The sequence below is a fragment of the Paenibacillus sp. FSL L8-0340 genome (assembly GCF_038593145.1).
Lineage (GTDB): Bacteria > Bacillota > Bacilli > Paenibacillales > Paenibacillaceae > Paenibacillus_AQ.
In genome coordinates this window covers 5,459,396-5,477,865 of record NZ_CP151967.1, presented here as the reverse complement: position 1 = coordinate 5,477,865, position 18,470 = coordinate 5,459,396, and the positions used below count along the sequence as shown (strand labels likewise).

The window sequence follows — 18,470 nt, the reverse complement described above, 5'->3', positions numbered from 1 at the left end:
CGCAATCATTTCTTTACGAACTCATTTTATCATTAATGCAGATCGTGCAACCGCCGAGGATTATTTGGAGTTAATCCATTTAATCAAACAAAGAGTATATGAGACATTTAATATTGATTTGGAGACAGAAGTCATTATTTTGGGAGAATAACTTCTGTGGACTACTTTCAAGCCGCCTTTGGCGGTTTTTCTTGTTAGTTGAAAAACCATTTTCGTCACTTCTACTTATTAAACATTTTTATTTACAAAGTAGGGTGATTATTGTATATTTAGATCATAAAAAGGTGAATTTTACCATAAAAATCATCTATTATGGAGGTGTAGGAGACAAACAACAATCAGATTGGAATTTTTGATAGGCAGCACAGGGCGTTGACGATTGGTATTATGCTGGTTCTGACAACCGTAGCTTTCGAGGGGCTGGCTATTACGACAATTGCCGCGAAAATGACACAAAGCTTGCAGGGTATTCATTTATACGGTTGGATTTTCAGCGCATTTTTGTTATCTCAGCTTATTGGAACCCTGGTTATGGGTCAGCAGGTTGACAAGCGCGGCGTTTTTACATCCATGCTCGTGTCGTTTAGTATTTTTGTGCTAGGAACCGTGGTTGCGGCTGTTTCTTTAGATATGCACATGCTTATTGCAGGAAGAGCCCTTCAAGGTTTTGGGGCGGGAGCCCTGATCACATGTGTTTATACCTGTGTAACGTTGCATTATTCGGATGCTCTTCGTACTCAAATTTTAGCGGCATTCTCCATGGCATTTGTCCTGCCTTCCTTAATCGGGCCTTACCTGGCAGGCCTTATTGCCTCCTATATGTCATGGCGATTTGTTTTCTGGATTGTTTTACCCCTGATTGGATTGGCATTGAGTCTCACATTCCGCTCTTTCCGTGATCTGCAGCTTCGGCAAGTACTGACAGGCCCAGCCCAAACAGCTGACTCGAAGACTCTTCATGCGATTCTACTTGCCATTGGAACGGGGCTGTTACTCACAGGACTCGGTATGATAACCGATTGGAAAGGAATAGTACTCACTTTGGGTGGCTTATTCGTCATGATCCCACAAATGCGAAAACTTCTTCCTAAGGGCACTTTTGTGGTGAAAAAAGGATTGCCTGCTACATTGGTTTCCAGAGGGTTGTATGTGGCTTGTTATTTTACAACGGAGAGTTTTGTGATCTTGGCACTAACCGAAGTAAAGAGGTTATCGGCAGACCTTGCAGGCCTCATTGTAGCAGCAGGTTCTTTGAGCTGGTCCGCCGCAGCGTGGTTGCAAGCCAAGCTTGATGTACGAGATCAAGGTCGTGGCCGAAAGCGCAGAGTTATGGTAGGTATCGGGATTATGATCGCTGGGACTGTACTTGTGATCCTAGCCCTTATGTTGTCGGACGGTGGAATTATACTCATTCTGCTCTCGCAAATGATTACCGGCTTCGGTGTTGGATTGGCTAATCCTACAACTGCGGCCATTGCTTTACAACATGCGGCGCCTAGGAAAGAGGGAGAAATGTCTGCGAATCTTCAATTCGTGGATTCCTTCTATATGGGAGTAAGCATCGGAGTTGGCGGCGCTCTAATCGCCTTGTCAGAAACTTTACAGTGGGGCATATCGACAGGAGTTATGATGGTGTTAACACTCCAATTACTATGGGTCTTATTAAGTTTCTTGGCATCTTTACGAATCACCGAACTCGTTCATCAAGAACATCATCCGATCAGCCAGTCGAAAGATAACATTCCCATGTAACGGATGACGGTCGCGTCGTTAAAAACATCAAGAAGAACGGGGGGAAATTGCATTGGGAGGTGGATAAAATGGCACGTGTATTAGTTGTCATTACTCCGGCTGAAGGCCATGTGAATCCGTCGTTAGGATTAGTTACTCAGTTGATTGACAGTGGAGAGGAAGTTGTCTATGTGTGCACGGAGGAGTATCGTTCCCGAATTGAACAAACCGGAGCCCTGTTGATTACCTATCCATTTCCGCAAGATGCCTTTTCTCATGATCCAGTGTTGAAACCGCAGGAGTACAAGCATCCTTATCAGTTCATTTATATGATGGTAGGCGGTATCATTCGGAGGATTATACCCGAGGTGCTTCGAGTGATCGAAAATCAAAAGTTCGATTATTTGATCTTTGATTCACTGATGGGCTGGGGAGGGACTATTCTTGCAGAAAAACTAGGAATTCCCGCGGTGTGTTCGATTGCCTCCTTTGCTTTCGTAGATCCGTTGGGGGCTGGCGAAGGCATGAATGAGAAGGAGATGGATACGAATACGAAGGAACTGTATGAGGCTACGATGAAGATAACGCGTGCGTTAGCGCAAGAGTTTCAAGTGAGTATTCCCGTCATGGAAGAGATTCCGGCACATGCAGGTCGGTTAAATCTTGTGTATACAAGTCGTTATTTTCAGCCACAGGCAGAAAAACTGGATGATCGTTTTATTTTCACGGGTCCTTCGATCATACCGCGTCAAGATGCTCAGACCTTCTCGTTCGAGCTGCTTCGTGAACGTTACCCGCAAACTGTGTACATTGCTATGGGTACTATTTTAAATAAAAACTTGGATTTCTATCAGCTTTGCTTTGAAGCATTTGGGGATATGCCGGTGAATGTGGTTCTATCTTCAGGAAGATACACGGATATGGAGCCGCTGGCTGATCGAATTCCTCCTAATTTTATCGTCATGCCATACATTGCACAGTTGGATATGCTACAACATACGGATGTTTTTATTACACATGCCGGAATGAACAGTACGAGTGAGGCGCTTTATTACAACGTTCCGTTGGTAATGATTCCACTAACGTCGGATCAGCCTCTTGTAGCCAATCGGGTACAGGAGTTAGGGGCGGGTATCACTTTAAATAAACATAAGCTCAGTGCAACGGATATGAGAGAGGCATTATCAGAAGTCCTAAGCAATCCATTTTATAAACAGCAGGCTTGCCTCATCGGTGAATCTTTACGGCAGGCCGGCGGTTATAAGCGGGCCGCCGAAATGATCATGAGTCATATGGCTTCAGTCCATGGTAATATCTCCAATACCAAGTTGATTACTAAATAATTTTCAATCAATAAGGAACTTTAAATTAGAGTAAAGTTCTCTCATGTCAAAAACGAAAGAACCCTGTATGTACATTAAAAGGCACAGGGTTCTTATACTCTGATGAAACCGACACGATGGGCAATGCTCGTTATGAGTAACCTTGATGAAGAGAACTTAAAGCTACAAAAGTCAGTTGATAAATATGTGAAAAGATTAATTTTTTTTCATCATTTGAAAACTACTATGAAAATTCATTGCACCAAAGTGTGGAAAAAGGCTCTCTTCCTTTAATTTTAGATTCACCGGCATCCCCTACGGTTCTTCTTGTCGCTCCATAGCATCGCTTGTTATACGGGATCTTACGTCCAACCAGCTTCATCATTGGTAAGCCCTAATTTATGGTAATATAAAGCGCGAGGTGATTCAGTTGAATGCTGAACGTAGAGAGTACGCTGAAAAAGTTTTAACTCATATTTTTATTGGGAGTCAAGTAGATGGTGCTAAATTCGGTTTAGGCCCTATCCGTTAAGACTGATCAGGCGATTATAAGTCGAACTTTTCCCATCCTGATGCCAATAAGAACCTTTGAGGCTTCTTCTAAGGCTTCCGGTTCTATTACCATTAATAGCGGCTCTCCAATATCAATCATTGCACCTATACGCTTACTGTAGCCTTCGAAGGTTCCGATGGATATAATTTCACCGCAGCGTACGCCAAACCCACTATTATGACCTTCTACGATCTGCACGGTTAGCCCCGGATTTAACTCATTCCATTTCATAATGTTGGTGCCCTTCCTTTTGTATTCGAAGTTCATTCAGCCTCGCCGCCGGTCCATGGCTTATAGCGCACATCAGGTTATGTCGTCTACTTTATTTAGTGCTGCCAGTACAATCTTGATATCTCGCACCTTGGCAAATGGTGAACGGTCACTTTCAACGATGGTTTCTATCCGGCTAAGAGCTGCAGCCCGGCGGAACCTCACATCATTTTTTTTGGGGTACTGTTCAATCAAATGCTTGGCTAATTCAACTATGACTTTTTCTCGATCCATTTTATCCTCCTTTAGAGGGGCTAGAGGGCCAGATTATCAAAATACTCTCTTATTAAACCCCAAACCTCTGATCATTTTCTGAACATTCATTCAGCGATATGTATCTAATAAATGAGTGCGTAGGACAGTGTGCAGAAGGTAAAACGAAGTTAGCTGGTGTTTATTTTGTTCAGAGACGGTAGCGTTCCGCATGAAATTCCTACAACGTAGTTCTGTCAGGAAAGTTACTGAGCTAGCGTGCAAGCTCATCAAACTCCTCTTCAGAATGGGATTTATTTTTTATTTGTGGTAACAAATGGAGGGTGTGATATGCTAAATTTGATATAATTTGAAAGTGGATTATTTGCAGGAGGACTGGGGGATATAGATTGGACTTGAAACCTTTACTCTAAACTTTTCAGTTCAATCTATATAGGTAAAGTAATTAAACAACATTGGAGATGAACAAGACATGGCGAAAGCAATTTTTCTTGATTTTTACGGTACGCTGGTATATGAAAACAGTGAAATTACGATGGAGGTAATCGACCAGGTCTATAATACTGGAAATGCAAAGGACAAAATGGAAGCTGCCAGGTTTTGGTGGAGATCTTTTGCAGAGCTGCGTGCAGCTTCATTTGGAGAGACGTTTCTGCCACAGTATGAACTGGCTGTCCAGGCGTTTGAGACAACCATTCAGCATTATTCTTCCACAGCGGATGCCAAAAAGCTTGCTGACAGGCTTGCAGAACATTGGAGTAATCCTCCTGTGTACAAAGATGTCGAGGCTTTTCTCTCAGCCAACCGGTTGCCGATATACATTGTGACGAATTGCGATACTATTTTTGTGGAAACAGCATTGTTCAACATGGGGTTACAACCAAATGGACTGATTACAAGCGAGCTGGCAAAAGCTTATAAGCCCCGCAAGGAAATTTTCGAACTGGCCTTGGAGGTTTCGGGGGTGAGTGCAGACGAAGTGATACATATTGGCGATTCATTAAGCGGTGATGTCACGGGTGCTGCTAATGCTGGAATTCAACCGTTGTTTTTAAATCGGGAAAACAAAGAGACACCTCCTGGAGTAACGTCGATTCATTCGTTGCCTGATATTATTAAAATTCTGCATATTTAACCGTAAGAAGGATGGGAGTACTTTGACGATGTGTAGAAAGTATTTATTGTTTGTTTTAACCATGGTTATCTTTGTAATTTCATTAAGCGGGTGTGGAAGTGTAGAAGAAGCGGACCTGAAAAAACCGGTTAAAAATTATTTAGATGAGCGATATGGCTTCAAGGAGCCGTTTGAATTTCTGACATGGGATGATAATTGGTTTGAAGGTATTGATCATCAGACAGCTATTGAAATCGGCAAACCCTATCATGCGACTGCTTATATTATGCTCGAACGGGATACTTACAAAATTGCAGAGGAAAGAAGTGATAATGTATTTTTTGAATTATATAAAGGTGCCTATATCGAACAGCATCCAGAGGTAATGAAAGTAACCGAACAACTGATTGATAAATATGATTTAATGAAGAAATCGGCAAGTGAGTACGATAAAATGAAAGGGAACTACTATTACTATCTTAATGTTAATCTGAATACAAAACAGGCGGATGAACTTATAGATACTTTCAGAGGGACTCAAAAAATAGATACTCTAAATTCTCTGCCTGACATGTCTGATCCATTAAGTAAAGAGGGTAACCGTTATCGGGGTGTAATTAATTTTAATTTTGATTTTAACACCTATAAACAAGACAAAGACGTTCCTCAAGCAGAGGATATTGCAAACGATTATGAAAAAAGTCATGTTCTTACTGAAGGGCTCTATTGTATCTCTGTGCATACTATAGAGGTTCATGATAAGGGAGTTTCTCAAGGAATGGATCAGAGGAATAATAACGTTCGTTTTGAGGTCGACAAAAAGGGTGAGTTCAAAAATATAAGTGTGTTGGAAGGATAACCGATAATCTTAAGGAAGGATCGCATGGCTCTCATAAAGTAATGAGGGGCCTGCGATCTTTTTTTGTTCAGACACTACTCATGGAATAAACATCATTCATAGCAAGCGCAAAATTGCTCGAAATAATATTTAAAATTGTGTTATTGAAACCATTGACGGTTAGGCTAACAAAGTAATATTCTGTAATGGTTAGAGGGTTGTTGGAAACAACGGGCCTTATAACCATTGATTTAGTGGTATGCCAAATATGTTGTGGGAACCATTAGATCATTGCATCTAGAGCTCTTTTTAGATAAGAGAGCGCTTTCAATTTGCGTATAACGAGGAAGGAGGAAGGAACTTTTTTGTATTTTCATGCAAATTTAAGTAAGAGATGTAACGTAATTTAAAATTTATTAATTAATGGGAGGGATGTTGCTTGAAGAAAATTTTAGCTTTTGTTATGATGTTTGGTTTGCTTATGGGGATGGTAGCGCCAATTCAGGCAAGTGCAGCAACAAACATCGAATTCAATAAAACTGCAACTGCAAGTTCAAGTGAAGATTCAACAAAAACACCGGATATGGCTATTGATGGAAACGCTTCAACAAGGTGGTCCTCCAGTTATTCTGATCCTCAATGGATTAGTATTGATTTTGGAAGCGCCATCAATGTGAATGGTGTAATGCTGAACTGGGAGGCTGCCTACGCAAAGTCTTACCAGATTCAGCTATCCACAGATAACAGCAACTGGACTACAGTGTTTTCCACTACAACAGGAGACGGTGGAGTTGATACGATTTCATTTGCAACCCAAAGTGCAAGATATGTAAGAATGTATGGAACACAAAGGGCAACCGAATACGGGTATTCCCTGTGGAATTTTGAAGTGTATTCGGATAGCGGACCGGTGGATAATGGAATTATTTCTGGTGCGGTGTATAAGCTTACAGCGCAACATAGCGGCAAAAACCTGGATGTGGCAGGAGGCGCTACTTCAGACGGAGCTAATGTGCAGCAGTGGACGGATAATGGAAACTCCCAACAAAAGTGGAAAGTGATTGACGTTGGCAGCGGAGCCTATAAATTGATTGCTGAGTCCAGCGGTAAGGCATTGGATGCCGCAGGCCCTGCGGCCGATGGAGCCAATGTGCAGCAATGGACGGACAACGGTGCAGTCACTCAGAAGTGGGCAATTATTGATGCAGGTAGCGGGTACTACAAATTAATCTCCAAAAGCAGCGGTAAAGCCTTGGATGTAGCAGGAGGCTCATCTGCAGACGGAGCTAAAGTGCAGCAGTGGACAGATAACGGAAATGCACAACAGAAATGGAAATTTACGCAGATCACAACGACCCCAGATACCACAGCACCAACCACACCAACAAATCTTATAAGTTCCTCAAAAACGGCAACAAGCGTAAGCCTTGCTTGGGCAGCATCCACAGACAACGTAGGCGTAACAGGGTACGACATCTATAATGGAACGACTCTGGCCGGATCCAGCACAGCAACAAGCTATACCGTAACCGGCTTGACTGCAAATACAGCATACAGCTTCACGGTAAAGGCAAAGGACGCAGCAAATAATATATCGGCAGCAAGCACGGCTCTGAGTGTAACAACCAGTGCATCTGCAGATACCACAGCACCAACCATACCAACAAATCTTATAAGTTCCTCAAAAACGGCAACAAGCGTAAGCCTTGCTTGGGCAGCATCCACAGACAACGTAGGCGTAACAGGGTACGACATCTATAATGGAACGACTCTGGCCGGATCCAGCACAGCAACAAGCTATACCGTAACCGGCTTGACTGCAAATACAGCATACAGCTTCACGGTAAAGGCAAAGGACGCAGCAAATAATATATCGGTGGCAAGTACGGCTCTGAGTGTAACAACCAGTGCATCTGCCACCAACCAGGGATTCTATATTAACGGGACAACTTTATATGATGCTAACGGAATTCCCTTTGTTATGAGAGGGGTTAACCATGCTTACACTTGGTACAAAGGTCAGGAGTCTGTTGCCATTCCTGCAATTGCCAAGACAGGCGCAAATACCATTAGAGTTGTCCTTTCAGACGGGCAGCAATGGTCGAAAGACAGTCTGGCAGCCCTACAAAATCTCATCACCTTGTGCGAACAGAATAAATTGGTGGTAGTCGTCGAAGTCCATGATGGAACTGGCTCGGATAGTGAAGCAGTACTTAATAATATAGCGAATTACTGGATTGAAATGAAAAGTGCACTCATCGGAAAAGAAAAAACCGTCATCCTCAACATTGCTAATGAGTGGTACGGCACATGGGATGGGGCAAACTGGGCAAAAGGGTATGCTTCTGTAATCCCGAAGCTTAGAAATGCCGGAATCAAAAATACCATCATGGTTGACGGAGCGGGATGGGGACAATATCCGCAATCCATAGTTGATTATGGAACACAGGTGTTTAATGCGGACCCGCTGAAAAATACGCTGTTCTCAATCCATATGTACGAATATGCCGGAGGAAATGCTGCAACGGTTAAGAGTAACATAGACAATGTATTGAATAAAAATTTGGCTCTTGTAATCGGCGAATTCGGAATAAAACATACAAACGGAGATGTTGATGAAGCGACGATTATGAGTTATTCTCAGCAAAAGGGTGTCGGCTATCTTGGATGGTCGTGGAAAGGAAATGGTACCGGGCTGGAGTATCTGGATATGTCAAACGATTGGGCCGGAACCAGCTATACCGAGCAAGGGAATGCCATTATCAACGGTCCAAACGGAATTAAAGCAACCTCGAAGCTAAGTACGGTATTTGAAGGAACCTCCGATAATCAGGTGCCGACAACACCTTCGAATTTGTCCGGTACATCACCAACATATTCTACAGTTGTGCTGACTTGGACAGGATCAACAGACAATGTAGGGGTGGCAGGATACAATATTTATCGGGACGGAACTCTGGTTAATATCAGCCCAGCGACTAACTACACGGTTACTGGCCTCAAAGCAAATACCACTTATGCATTTACTGTAAAAGCGATCGATGCCGCAGGTAACTTGTCTGCTGCAAGTAATGCCGTAAGTATAAAAACAGCTGACAGCAATGATAAAACAGCGCCTACTGCTCCAGCCAGTCTTGTTGTGGTCCCTGCTATCACATCGGCAAGTCTGACTTGGACCGCGTCAACTGACAACGTTGGCGTTGCTGGCTATAACATCTATGCGGATGGAGAATTACAAGGCACCAGTGCAAAGACAAGCTACACAGCATCCGGTTTGACAGGTGCAACCTCATATACCTTTTCTGTTAAGGCTTTTGACGATGCCGGAAATGAATCAGCCGCCAGCAACTCTGTCGGGATCATTACGGGGGATCCTGGCAACATTCAAGTTATTGATCCGGGGATTATAGATAAATACACAACTTGGTATGTTGGAATCAATGGTGCCGACAAGCCGGCTTCCCCGACGGTTGCCAAACTGTCTCCGCTTGAGAATGGCGGACTTGGTATGACCTTTAATCTGCAGACGGAGAACTATCCAAGCTTCCAGGTAGATCCGGACCCTGCTGAAGATTGGAGTAGCTACAGTAATATGAACCTCATCATTTCCAATCCCAATGCAGTTGAGGTTCAGATCCAACCGATTGTAAAAGACGGCGAATGGGCATGGGTTGAATTAGGACAGTACATTAAAATTCCTGCGAAAACTACCATTATCTCCACAGTACCTTTGACAAGTCTCACGAACAAAGATGTAAATCGTATAATTTTACGTGTACAAGGTGGAGGCAGTGGTTTAGCGGGCAGTCTTCAATTGCATACTATCAGTTTTGATTTGGAGCAGACAGCGTATGCTGCGACGATCGCAGAAATGAACCGCCCCAAAACAGCAAGCTTCTATCCTTGGAATCTCATTGAACCTTCATACACCGGGAATGTTTCCAGCGGGTTGGAAGGGGAGACTCTTTTTGTGAAATATAATTCAACGATCAGCGATACAGTTTCAGCAGGTGTAGCAACTGAAACCAAGCCTGGTCTTGGTATAGGCGATGATTGGTCTAAATATGCCAGCGTTTCCTGTAATTTAACCAATACCGGAACGAGTGCCGTTCATGTTTCTTTGGTAGTCAGAACGAACGGTGGATGGGTATGGCAGGAAACAGGAGGCCAGATATCAACCGATCCTTCAGTGGAGAGGATTATCGGACCTGGTGAATCTGTCGATGTCGTATATTCATTTCATTCTCCCATTTGGAAATCAGCAAAAACAAATTGGGCTAATCAAGCCAAGCTGGAAAATGCAATTGATGTTAGGGGAGTTCAATTTAAGGTATATGCCGGATCAGGTGAAACCGCATCAGCGGGAACACTCCTCATTAAAGACTTTGAGTTGAATTTCTAAACAGCGTTGGTAAGCTGATTCCGGAAGCGGTGCAAAAATGCGAAGGTGAATTTAACTAACTAGCGCAATACAGAAAACCAGCGTGCCTCCCGTATAATAGGGGGCACGCTGGTTTTGCTTTGCAAGACATCACTATTTTCCAGCGCTAGCCAGGCTAGGCTATTTACTGCTGCTTAGCGTACCATTCCGAGAACTGCTTTTGATATTCGGCGATATATTTGTCAATTCCCGCTGCCTTCAGTCTTTCCAGCGCTTTGGGGTAGGCGGACTCATAATCGCTGAAGCCGCTGCCGATTGGCGCGAGGTATTCAGTAAATACTCCATTCAGCTTCGTTTCTTCATTCTTGACCGGCGTATTGTCGAAGTTGAAGCCTGCGCCTTTGGAGATGATTGCCCCGTCATCCCAGGCTTTATATCCGGCGATAAAATCATCCGGCACCGTGTTGTCGAAGCGGATGAAATTTTTGTTCATCAGCAGCCAGTCGGGAATCAGCGGATCGGTGGTTATTTTCGTGAGCCGCCCTTTGTCATCCAGGGAGAAGTCCGTTCCCTCAATGCCGTAGGCGAACAGGTCATACAGCTCCTGATTTTTTTGCAGCAGGTTGAAGAACATCACGTAGCGTTCCGGGTCCTTAGCTGCGGCGGAGACGAAAAAGGCGCTGCTGTAGGTGCCCCGGCTGATCTTCGGACGGCCGCTGCCAAGGAAATAGTTAACCAGCTTGGCTTCAGGCACCGCCTGCGAGATCGTAGCCGCACCCTCGAAAGGACGCGCTGCCGTACCCGCCCAGAACATTGCTTTGCCGGAGTTCCAGTCGGACTGCAGCTGCGGAACATTGGTGGCGGCATATTTCGGGATGATTCCTTTCTCATACCAGCCGTGCATCAGCTTGGCATAACTCTTGAATTCTTCGCTTTCAAACCAGCTGATGATTTGATCGTCCTTAGCAGACTCATCAAGCGCAATGAAATCATTTTGCCAGTACAGATTCTTGTCCGTGTAATCATATTGCAGCATTCTGCGGGCATCTGTGGAGGCATAACCAATCAGCTCCGGATGAATGGCATGGACCTTGTCATAGAACTGCTCCAGCTCTGACAGCGAGGTGACTTTGGTCATGTTGGCCTCCTCCAGCAGATCCTGTCTGACCAGCACGCTGTAGAATTCTGCGGAATTCGGCTTGTTGCCGACAGGAATTGCATATTGCTTGCCGTCCAGCTGGAAGGCGCTGAAGGAAGCCGCGTCAACATTTTTACTTAGGTCAGGTGCGGCATCCACATAAGGAGTAAGATCGGTATACAGCCCTTTGGCGACTGATTTCACCATATAATTGCTGTCAGTGTAAGTGGCAAAATCCTCTCCCGTAGACAACATCAGGTCAGTTTTGCCTCCGCCGTATTCGGTCCAGGGCAGAAACTGGAATTCCACCTCGGCATTGATTTCTTTCTTGATCACATCATGGAATTCCGACTTGCCCAATGCTTTCATCCGGTTCGACTCATCCCCGTACAGCACAATTTTTAGCTTGGCGGGAGCCAGGCCGCTGCCTGCTTGGTTATCACTGCCTGCAGAGGGGCTTGTACCTTCACTTCCGGCTCCCGCAGTAGAGTTAGCGCTTTCATTGTTGCCCTGGGAGCAGGCGCTTAACAAGAACACAGCGGACAGGAGCAAACTTAACCAACCTTTTTTCTTTTTCATGATGAACCCTCCTGAAATAGAATCGATATGCTTGAAGCTATATTGCAATGGCAGTGCTCCCTTACGTCCCATTGTACAACAAGTTGAAGCAGGGGAGCATTAGCCTGGTGCAATCCAATTTAGGGCAAAACCTGGCGGGGAATCAGCCTTTGACCGAACCCACGACAATACCTTTAACGAAAAAGCGCTGGAGAAAAGGATACAATATGGCGATCGGCAGGACGGTCAGGCAGGTCATTGCCATTTTGGCCGTCTCCAGCGGAGGAGCAATAATTGCGCCACCGACCTGTGCGGCGTTGCCGGAAGCCAGGAACTGGATGTTCGCCATCATGTTGTACATCAAATATTGGATCGTATAGAGATCCTGGTTGGACACCAGCATCAGCGGCAGATAGAAATCGTTCCAGAACTGCAGCGCGTAGAACAGGGAGATGGTAACCAGTCCGACCCGGCCCAGCGGGACCATAATACTAAAGAAGATCCGCAGGTGGCCGGCACCGTCAATTTCCGCCGATTCAACAATTTCATGCGGAATGCTGCGGAAATAGTTGGCCATCAGGAACATCAGAAACACGCTCAGCAGATAAGGCACGAACAAGCCTAGCAGGGTGTCGCCGAGATGATAATATTTGGTGCTCAGTAAATACCACGGCAGGGTGCCTCCGCTGAAGAGCATGGTGAAGTAAGCGAAGAAGGCGAAGACATTTTTGAGCCGGAAGCTTTTGACAGAAATAACGTAGGCATAGGCAGTGGTAACCAGCACTGCGGAAAGAGTACCCAGCACCGTAACGATCACCGACATGGAATACGCCTTCAGGATCTGCTGCGCTTTGGAGCCGAACAGAAATTCATAGGTTTCAAAAGTGAAGCCCCGGGGCCAGAAGGAGTAGCCTTCCGCAGCGATTCGCGCTTCGGTGGATAATGAGCCGGATACGGCCAGAACAAACGGCACGAGACAAATGACCGAGAATATGGCAATACAGAAATAAAAGAAAATGAGCAGCCCTTTGCTGTCGGTAGTTGGCATCTTGCGGCCTCCTAAAATAGTTTGCTGTCTTTGTCATACCAGCCGGCCAGCTTGTTGGCCACTAGCACCAGAAGGAAGCCAAAGACGGATTGATAGAGAGTTATGGCTGAAGCGAAGCCGAATTCGCCGGAACGAATGGCTGTACGGTATACATACACATCAATAATATCGGTGGTGGGCAGTAGCAGCGGATTCAAGAAGGTTACCCCCATAATCATGCTAAGATCGCCTTTCAGCATGCCGCCAATACCGAGCAGTGTCATCAAAATAATGGACGGAATCAGCATCGGCAGCGTGATTTTGGTAATGATCTGCCATCTTGAGGCACCGTCGATCCGCGCGGCTTCATAATAGGAGGGATCGATTCCCTGCAGCACCGCATAATAGATAATCGCTCCGTAGCCTGCGCTTTTCCAGATATTCGCCAGTACCAGGATGATAACGAACAGCCAGGGGCTGGAATACCAGTCGACTTGGGCAAGTCCAAGCGAATGGAACATCTGGTTGAGAATACCCTTGTCATAATCCAGCAGGGAGAAGAGAATCGCTCCGATAATAATCCACGAAATAAAATAGGGGAAAAACATCACACTCTGCGTTACCTTGATAAACCATTTACTGCGCAACTCGTTCAAGATGATGGCGATCGCCACCGAAAAAAACGTGCCCGTCAGCATATAAAGCGCATTCAACATTACCGTGTTGCGTGTCGCCCTGAGGGCATCCTCCATACTGGAGAAGAAAAACTCAAAGTTGGAGAAGCCTGCCCAGGGGCTGCCGAAGATCCCGTCGTTAAAGTTGTAGTTTTTGAAGACAAGAATCAGTCCGCTCATCGGCAGGTACGCAAAAAGTATCAACACGGCGATGCCCGGCAGTGCGAGCAGATACAGCGAGCTGTCCTTCCTCAGAGATTTGCGGAAACTACGGCTTCTGGCCGTCCGGGTCTTCAGACTGTGCCGCCCCGTGGTCTCCGGTATAGCCTCTTGGCTCATTAATCGTCCACTCCTTTAAAGTAGCATTATCATTTCTGTCCCGTGTTCCAGGAGCATGTTCTACAAGGCAAAGCATAAAGCTGAAATCAATGTAAACGCTATCATAATAAACGAAAAAAAATTAAAAAAACGGAATGTATAGGCTTAAAAAAAGCAAAAAAGCAGCACTATTTTGCTTTTTAGGCTATGAATAGCCCCATTTGAGGGTAGAATCCGTACTGTGGAGGCCCGAGTGATGCAGGCGGTCTTACACCAAAAGGGGATGCCCCCGGCTGCTCTATGGCAGCCGGAGGCATCCCCTTCGGATTACTTGGATTGCAGAATATGATTCATTCTCCATTTGGAGGGTGTAACTCCATATCGTTTTTTGAATTGGGTTGTAAAATAGGTGCTGCTGTTATACCCTACCTTTTCCGCAATTTGCCGGATATCCATCTCCAGTTCCGTAACCAGCAGCAATTGCGCCCGTTCAAGACGCAGCTGGTTAACGAAATCCGGGAAGCTGCTGTCTACCTCTTCGGCAATCAGCCTGCTGAGATAAGCAGGACTGAGCGACAGCTTCTCGGCAAGGACATTCAGGGACAGCCCGGGATCCGTATAATGCCCCCTGATATAGCTAATGGCTTCAGTGGCAATATTCCGGGTCTGTACAGCACTCATGCTGGCAATCCGCTCAAGGGCGGTGTAACAGCACTCCTCAATCCAGCTCCGCAGCTTGTCATAGCTCTGGATGTGCCGGATCCGCTGGTAATCGTCCAGAAAGCCGGAGTGCCGGGTGTCAGTACTCAATTCCGCTGTGCGGCTCAGCTCAAAGGCAAGCCTCGATAAAGCGATATTGGCAGATTCTGCACGGTAGCTGCAGGCCACGGCCAGCAGCCGTTCCACTGCCTGCGGGATGTGGGCCGCCTGATCACTCTGCCTGACGGCCAGCAGCACCGGTTCAAGGGTACTGTCAGGCAGCGGACTGCTGTTCAGATGGATGGTATCATCGGCAAATATAATGTTCTGCCGCTCATGAAATTTGATATATTGCAGACCCTCTGTTGCTTCATTATATTTGCTTCTCAGCAGGCCCATATCATTTGAGAACCCGCTGATCCCGATGGAGCAGCGGACACCGGTTTCAGGAAGAGAGGCCGCAATCTCTTCCCATTTGCCGCGGTACAAGGCATAATCTCCGAAGCTGCCGCTGTGAAGTTCACTGAGAACGAGTACGGCGGTTCCCACATGCGGCCGGAAGGCTTGCACCGCCGCCAGCCTGCTGAATGCAGTGCGAATCACCTCAATGCCCTCTCCGCCGGACTCTAAGGTGTCTGCTGCCGGGCCTTGTTCCTCTATGGCCAGCACGCATACACAGTAGGCTCCTCCGGGATCACCGATGCTCATCACTGGCGTATCGCCATTGTCAGAGGCTTCACGGGGGGAGAGCAGCCAGCGCATCAAGGCGCTGTCGTCGCTTTCTTTTTTGAGCTGCACCAGCTTGACACCGATTTGCTCTAGCTCCAGGCTTACGGTGTCGAAATCACCGCCTGTCTTCAGCGCTTCTTCATTGCCGGAGAGGTGAACAATATTGCCGAACAGCCGCCCGATGGGCTTGTACATCCGCCGGGAGATCAGGTTAGCGCTTGCCGCCGCAGCCAACATGAGAGCCAGGCACAGGCTGATCATCAGATTGCGGGCATTTGAAATGTCGCGGATGCTGTCCTTATAGGACGTCTCCGAAATAAACCATAGCTTGTCCTTAGCGGAATAAATATAGGTAATCAGCTGCGCTTCTCCGGTACCCCTGTAGACAAAGGAGCCTCTCTCAGAGGTGGAGGCAACGACCTGCTTCAGCATGTCCGCCTTTAAGGGGCTGCCGGAGAGTGCGCTGTGCATCAGCACATTGGCATTTCCGTCAAGTACTGCGTAACGTGTGACTTCGCCTTCTTTTTGCGTGAAGAGATTGTTCTGCAGCTTGCCCGGATTAACGGTCAGTGCTACTGCGCCGTAATACTCACTGCTGGCAAATGCACGGTCATTATAGAAGACGGTCAGCAGGGTTACGGGGGTTCCATTGTTCAAAGTGGCCTTCCACAGAAACGGAGATTCGACGATCCGGCTGGTCCGTATCCGCTGAAACAGCTCCAGCTTGGATTCGGGGCTCAGCGGCAAGTTCTCGAACATCGCGACAGGTTCATTCGTGCCGAAGATGTAAGCATTCTCCAAATACTGGTTGACCACCAGTGCGCCACGGATCTGGCTAAGGGCACTGTAGAGCTGGTCGCTCCAGCTCGTATCCCCGTTCATCATCAGCGCGTTGATATTGGGATTCGCATAGAAATCCATGGTGTAGTTCTGGACAATCTCTTTATAGTTCATATAAACAGTTTCAGTATTCAACAGCACATTTTGGTTCGCCTTATTGACATTATCTATAGATATATTCCGGTACAGGTAGAAGATCACGACGGCCAGAACAAGAATACAGCCTACCGAAATCAGAGTCAGGCTCATAAAAAAGCGGGTATACAGCTTCTTTTTCTTTCCCAAGATGATCGCCCCTTTACGTAAATCCTAGTATACCCATTCTAGAGGGACAACCGTTTCATTGACAAGCGGTAAAAGATTACGAATTGAGCATGAAAGTATAAAAATGAAGAAATAGAACATAGAAAATGCAAGAAAGTTGAACTTGTACGAACTATAATTGGTGGTGCTTACAATTCGATTGTTTGAAGGAGGACTTCTGTGTTGAGAACATTCCGTAATCCGGTGCTGCCGGGATTTTACCCTGACCCCTCGGCTATCCGTGTGGGAGAAGATTATTACCTTGTGACGTCCAGCTTTGAGTTTTTCCCTGGTGTTCCGATCTTCCACAGCAAGGATATGGTCAATTGGCGCCAGCTGGGTCATGTGCTGGACCGCCCGTCCCAGCTTAATCTGGATCAAACCCTTCCGTCCATGGGAATCTGGGCACCGACAATCCGTTTTCATGAGGGCATCTTTTATATGATCACGACGTATGTCGACAATGATAAGAATCAGCATAATTTCTATGTGACGGCAACGGATCCGGCCGGAGACTGGTCAGACCCCGTCTGGCTGGAGGATGCCCCCGGCATCGACTCGTCCCTGTTCTTCGATGAAGACGGCAAAGTGTACTATACCGGCAACCGTGTTCCGCCCGAAGGGCAGGATTATCCGAAGCATATGGATATTTGGCTGCAGGAGATTGACCTGGGCCAAGGCAAGCTGGTCGGACCGAAGCATAGCATTTGGCAAGGTGCACTCAAGGTGGCCCACGCGCAGGAGGGACCCCATATCTACAAAATCGGCGGCTGGTATTATGTCCTGATTGCCGAAGGCGGGACCGGACATACCCATGCGATTACGATTGCCAGAAGCCGGAGCGTGACCGGCCCCTATGAAGGCCACAAAGCCAACCCGATTCTGACGCACCGCCATCTCGGCAGAGCCTATCCGATCGTCAATGTCGGCCATGGGGAACTGATCGAGACGCAGCATGGAGACTGGTGGATGTTCTGCCTGGCTTCCCGGACCAGCGGCGGCTATTACCGCAATCTCGGACGTGAAACGTTCCTGACACCGGTGGCCTGGGAGAATGAATGGCCTGTGGTGAACCCCGGTAAAGGGGTGCTGGAGTTTGAATCGCCAGCTCCGGACCTGCCGGAAACGACATGGCCGCAGCTGCCTGCGTGCGATGATTTTGAAGGAGCAGAGCTGGCACCGGTCTGGAACTTCCTGCGCACGCCGCGCGGTGAATTCTGGAGCCTGAGTGATCATCCGGGCTTCCTGCGGCTGCGCCTGAAACCGGAGCGTCTCTCGGAAATAGGCAATCCCTCTTATGTCGGAAGACGCCAGCAGCATCTCAGCTTCAGGGCAGCGGTGGATATGACGTTCCAACCCGCCGCCGAAAGTGAAGTTGCCGGACTTGTGCTGCTCCAGAATGCGGACTACCACTTCCGGTGTGAATTGGGGCTGGAGGCCGGGGAGCCGGCACTGCAATTGATCGAACGCCGCGGCGGCAGTGAACAGCTGCTTGCTTCGGTGTCTTATCCGGGAGACAAGGTGCAGTTGAAGGTGGAAGCCAAGGGGCAGGACTACAGCTTCTATTATAGAAGCTCCGAAAGCGACAAGTGGACGGGACTATGCGGGAAAGCGGACGGAACAGTGCTCAGCACAGATCTGGCGGGCGGTTTTACAGGAGCCTATCTCGGCATGTATGCCAGTTCCCAAGGCGCGGAAAGCGCCAATTACGCCGATTTTGGCTGGTTCAGCTATGAAGGACTCGAATAGATTGGGAGGTACA

Annotated in this window: 13 protein-coding genes and 1 pseudogene; 8 read left to right on the top strand and 6 right to left on the bottom strand. The window is 46.9% G+C overall.

Annotated features, from left to right (window positions below; all coding sequences use genetic code 11):
* Positions 1–4 precede the first annotated feature (4 nt).
* The 3 genes from NST07_RS25005 to NST07_RS24995 all read left to right on the top strand — a co-directional run bounded on the left by NST07_RS25005 (position 5) and on the right by NST07_RS24995 (position 3,074).
* Positions 5–151, top strand: a complete 147-nt coding sequence (locus NST07_RS25005) for a hypothetical protein (protein WP_341097746.1) — start codon at positions 5–7, stop codon at positions 149–151.
* Positions 152–387: 236 nt separating this feature from the next.
* Positions 388–1,752 carry an MFS transporter gene (locus NST07_RS25000; RefSeq protein ID WP_341095151.1) on the top strand — a complete coding sequence of 455 codons (1,365 nt, stop codon included), beginning with the start codon at positions 388–390 and terminating at the stop codon, positions 1,750–1,752.
* Between the two features lie 68 nt (positions 1,753–1,820).
* Positions 1,821–3,074: a macrolide family glycosyltransferase gene (locus NST07_RS24995; protein ID WP_341095149.1), complete on the top strand. Its 1,254-nt coding sequence runs from the start codon at positions 1,821–1,823 to the stop codon at positions 3,072–3,074.
* Positions 3,075–3,591: 517 nt separating this feature from the next.
* On the opposite strand, the gene NST07_RS24990 is transcribed toward NST07_RS24995, so the two are convergent.
* Positions 3,592–3,837, bottom strand: a complete 246-nt coding sequence (locus NST07_RS24990) for a hypothetical protein (RefSeq protein ID WP_341095147.1) — start codon at positions 3,835–3,837, stop codon at positions 3,592–3,594.
* Positions 3,838–3,909: 72 nt separating this feature from the next.
* Entirely contained in the window at positions 3,910–4,110 is a 201-nt protein-coding gene (locus NST07_RS24985; RefSeq protein WP_341095145.1) for a hypothetical protein, read from the bottom strand.
* Positions 4,111–4,561: 451 nt separating this feature from the next.
* Between NST07_RS24985 and NST07_RS24980 the strand changes: the two genes are divergently transcribed.
* The 4 genes and pseudogenes from NST07_RS24980 (at position 4,562) to NST07_RS24965 (ending at position 10,443) form a co-directional block, all read left to right on the top strand.
* On the top strand, positions 4,562–5,224 hold the full coding sequence (locus NST07_RS24980) for an HAD family hydrolase (RefSeq protein WP_341095144.1): 663 nt from the start codon (positions 4,562–4,564) through the stop codon (positions 5,222–5,224).
* 28 nt (positions 5,225–5,252) lie between these two features.
* On the top strand, positions 5,253–6,062 hold the full coding sequence (locus tag NST07_RS24975) for a hypothetical protein (RefSeq protein ID WP_341095142.1): 810 nt from the start codon (positions 5,253–5,255) through the stop codon (positions 6,060–6,062).
* 442 nt (positions 6,063–6,504) lie between these two features.
* A pseudogene (locus NST07_RS24970) lies at positions 6,505–6,909 on the top strand (discoidin domain-containing protein); the annotation flags it as partial.
* Between the two features lie 21 nt (positions 6,910–6,930).
* Positions 6,931–10,443: a cellulase family glycosylhydrolase gene (locus NST07_RS24965; protein ID WP_342481974.1), complete on the top strand. Its 3,513-nt coding sequence runs from the start codon at positions 6,931–6,933 to the stop codon at positions 10,441–10,443.
* A 163-nt stretch (positions 10,444–10,606) separates the two neighbouring features.
* On the opposite strand, the gene NST07_RS24960 is transcribed toward NST07_RS24965, so the two are convergent.
* From NST07_RS24960 to NST07_RS24945, 4 genes are all read right to left on the bottom strand, one after another.
* Positions 10,607–12,139 (bottom strand): DUF3502 domain-containing protein, encoded by a 1,533-nt coding sequence (locus NST07_RS24960; protein WP_341095140.1) that lies wholly within the window; start codon positions 12,137–12,139, stop codon positions 10,607–10,609.
* A gap of 142 nt (positions 12,140–12,281) precedes the next feature.
* The gene (locus NST07_RS24955; protein WP_076114482.1) at positions 12,282–13,166 is read right to left on the bottom strand and encodes a carbohydrate ABC transporter permease; all 885 of its coding nucleotides are present in this window, start codon (positions 13,164–13,166) and stop codon (positions 12,282–12,284) included.
* A gap of 11 nt (positions 13,167–13,177) precedes the next feature.
* A complete protein-coding gene (locus NST07_RS24950; RefSeq protein WP_341095138.1) occupies positions 13,178–14,158 on the bottom strand; it encodes an ABC transporter permease subunit in 981 nt (326 codons plus the stop codon).
* 306 nt (positions 14,159–14,464) lie between these two features.
* Positions 14,465–16,690, bottom strand: coding sequence for a helix-turn-helix domain-containing protein (locus NST07_RS24945; RefSeq protein WP_342480343.1), 2,226 nt, complete (start codon positions 16,688–16,690; stop codon positions 14,465–14,467).
* A 201-nt stretch (positions 16,691–16,891) separates the two neighbouring features.
* On the opposite strand from NST07_RS24945, the gene NST07_RS24940 reads away from it, so the two are divergent.
* Positions 16,892–18,457, top strand: coding sequence for a glycoside hydrolase family 43 protein (locus NST07_RS24940; protein WP_341097743.1), 1,566 nt, complete (start codon positions 16,892–16,894; stop codon positions 18,455–18,457).
* Positions 18,458–18,470 lie beyond the last annotated feature (13 nt).

What these genes read in the sequence shown, in the direction of transcription:
- NST07_RS25000 (WP_341095151.1), top strand. Translation starts at nt 388, where the DNA reads ATGCTGGTTCTGACAACCGTAGCTTTCGAGGGGCTGGCTATTACGACA.
- NST07_RS24995 (WP_341095149.1), top strand. Translation starts at nt 1,821, where the DNA reads ATGGCACGTGTATTAGTTGTCATTACTCCGGCTGAAGGCCATGTGAAT.
- NST07_RS24990 (WP_341095147.1), bottom strand. Translation starts at nt 3,837, where the DNA reads ATGAAATGGAATGAGTTAAATCCGGGGCTAACCGTGCAGATCGTAGAA.
- NST07_RS24985 (WP_341095145.1), bottom strand. Translation starts at nt 4,110, where the DNA reads ATGGATCGAGAAAAAGTCATAGTTGAATTAGCCAAGCATTTGATTGAA.
- NST07_RS24980 (WP_341095144.1), top strand. Translation starts at nt 4,562, where the DNA reads ATGGCGAAAGCAATTTTTCTTGATTTTTACGGTACGCTGGTATATGAA.
- NST07_RS24975 (WP_341095142.1), top strand. Translation starts at nt 5,253, where the DNA reads ATGTGTAGAAAGTATTTATTGTTTGTTTTAACCATGGTTATCTTTGTA.
- NST07_RS24960 (WP_341095140.1), bottom strand. Translation starts at nt 12,139, where the DNA reads ATGAAAAAGAAAAAAGGTTGGTTAAGTTTGCTCCTGTCCGCTGTGTTC.
- NST07_RS24955 (WP_076114482.1), bottom strand. Translation starts at nt 13,166, where the DNA reads ATGCCAACTACCGACAGCAAAGGGCTGCTCATTTTCTTTTATTTCTGT.
- NST07_RS24950 (WP_341095138.1), bottom strand. Translation starts at nt 14,158, where the DNA reads ATGAGCCAAGAGGCTATACCGGAGACCACGGGGCGGCACAGTCTGAAG.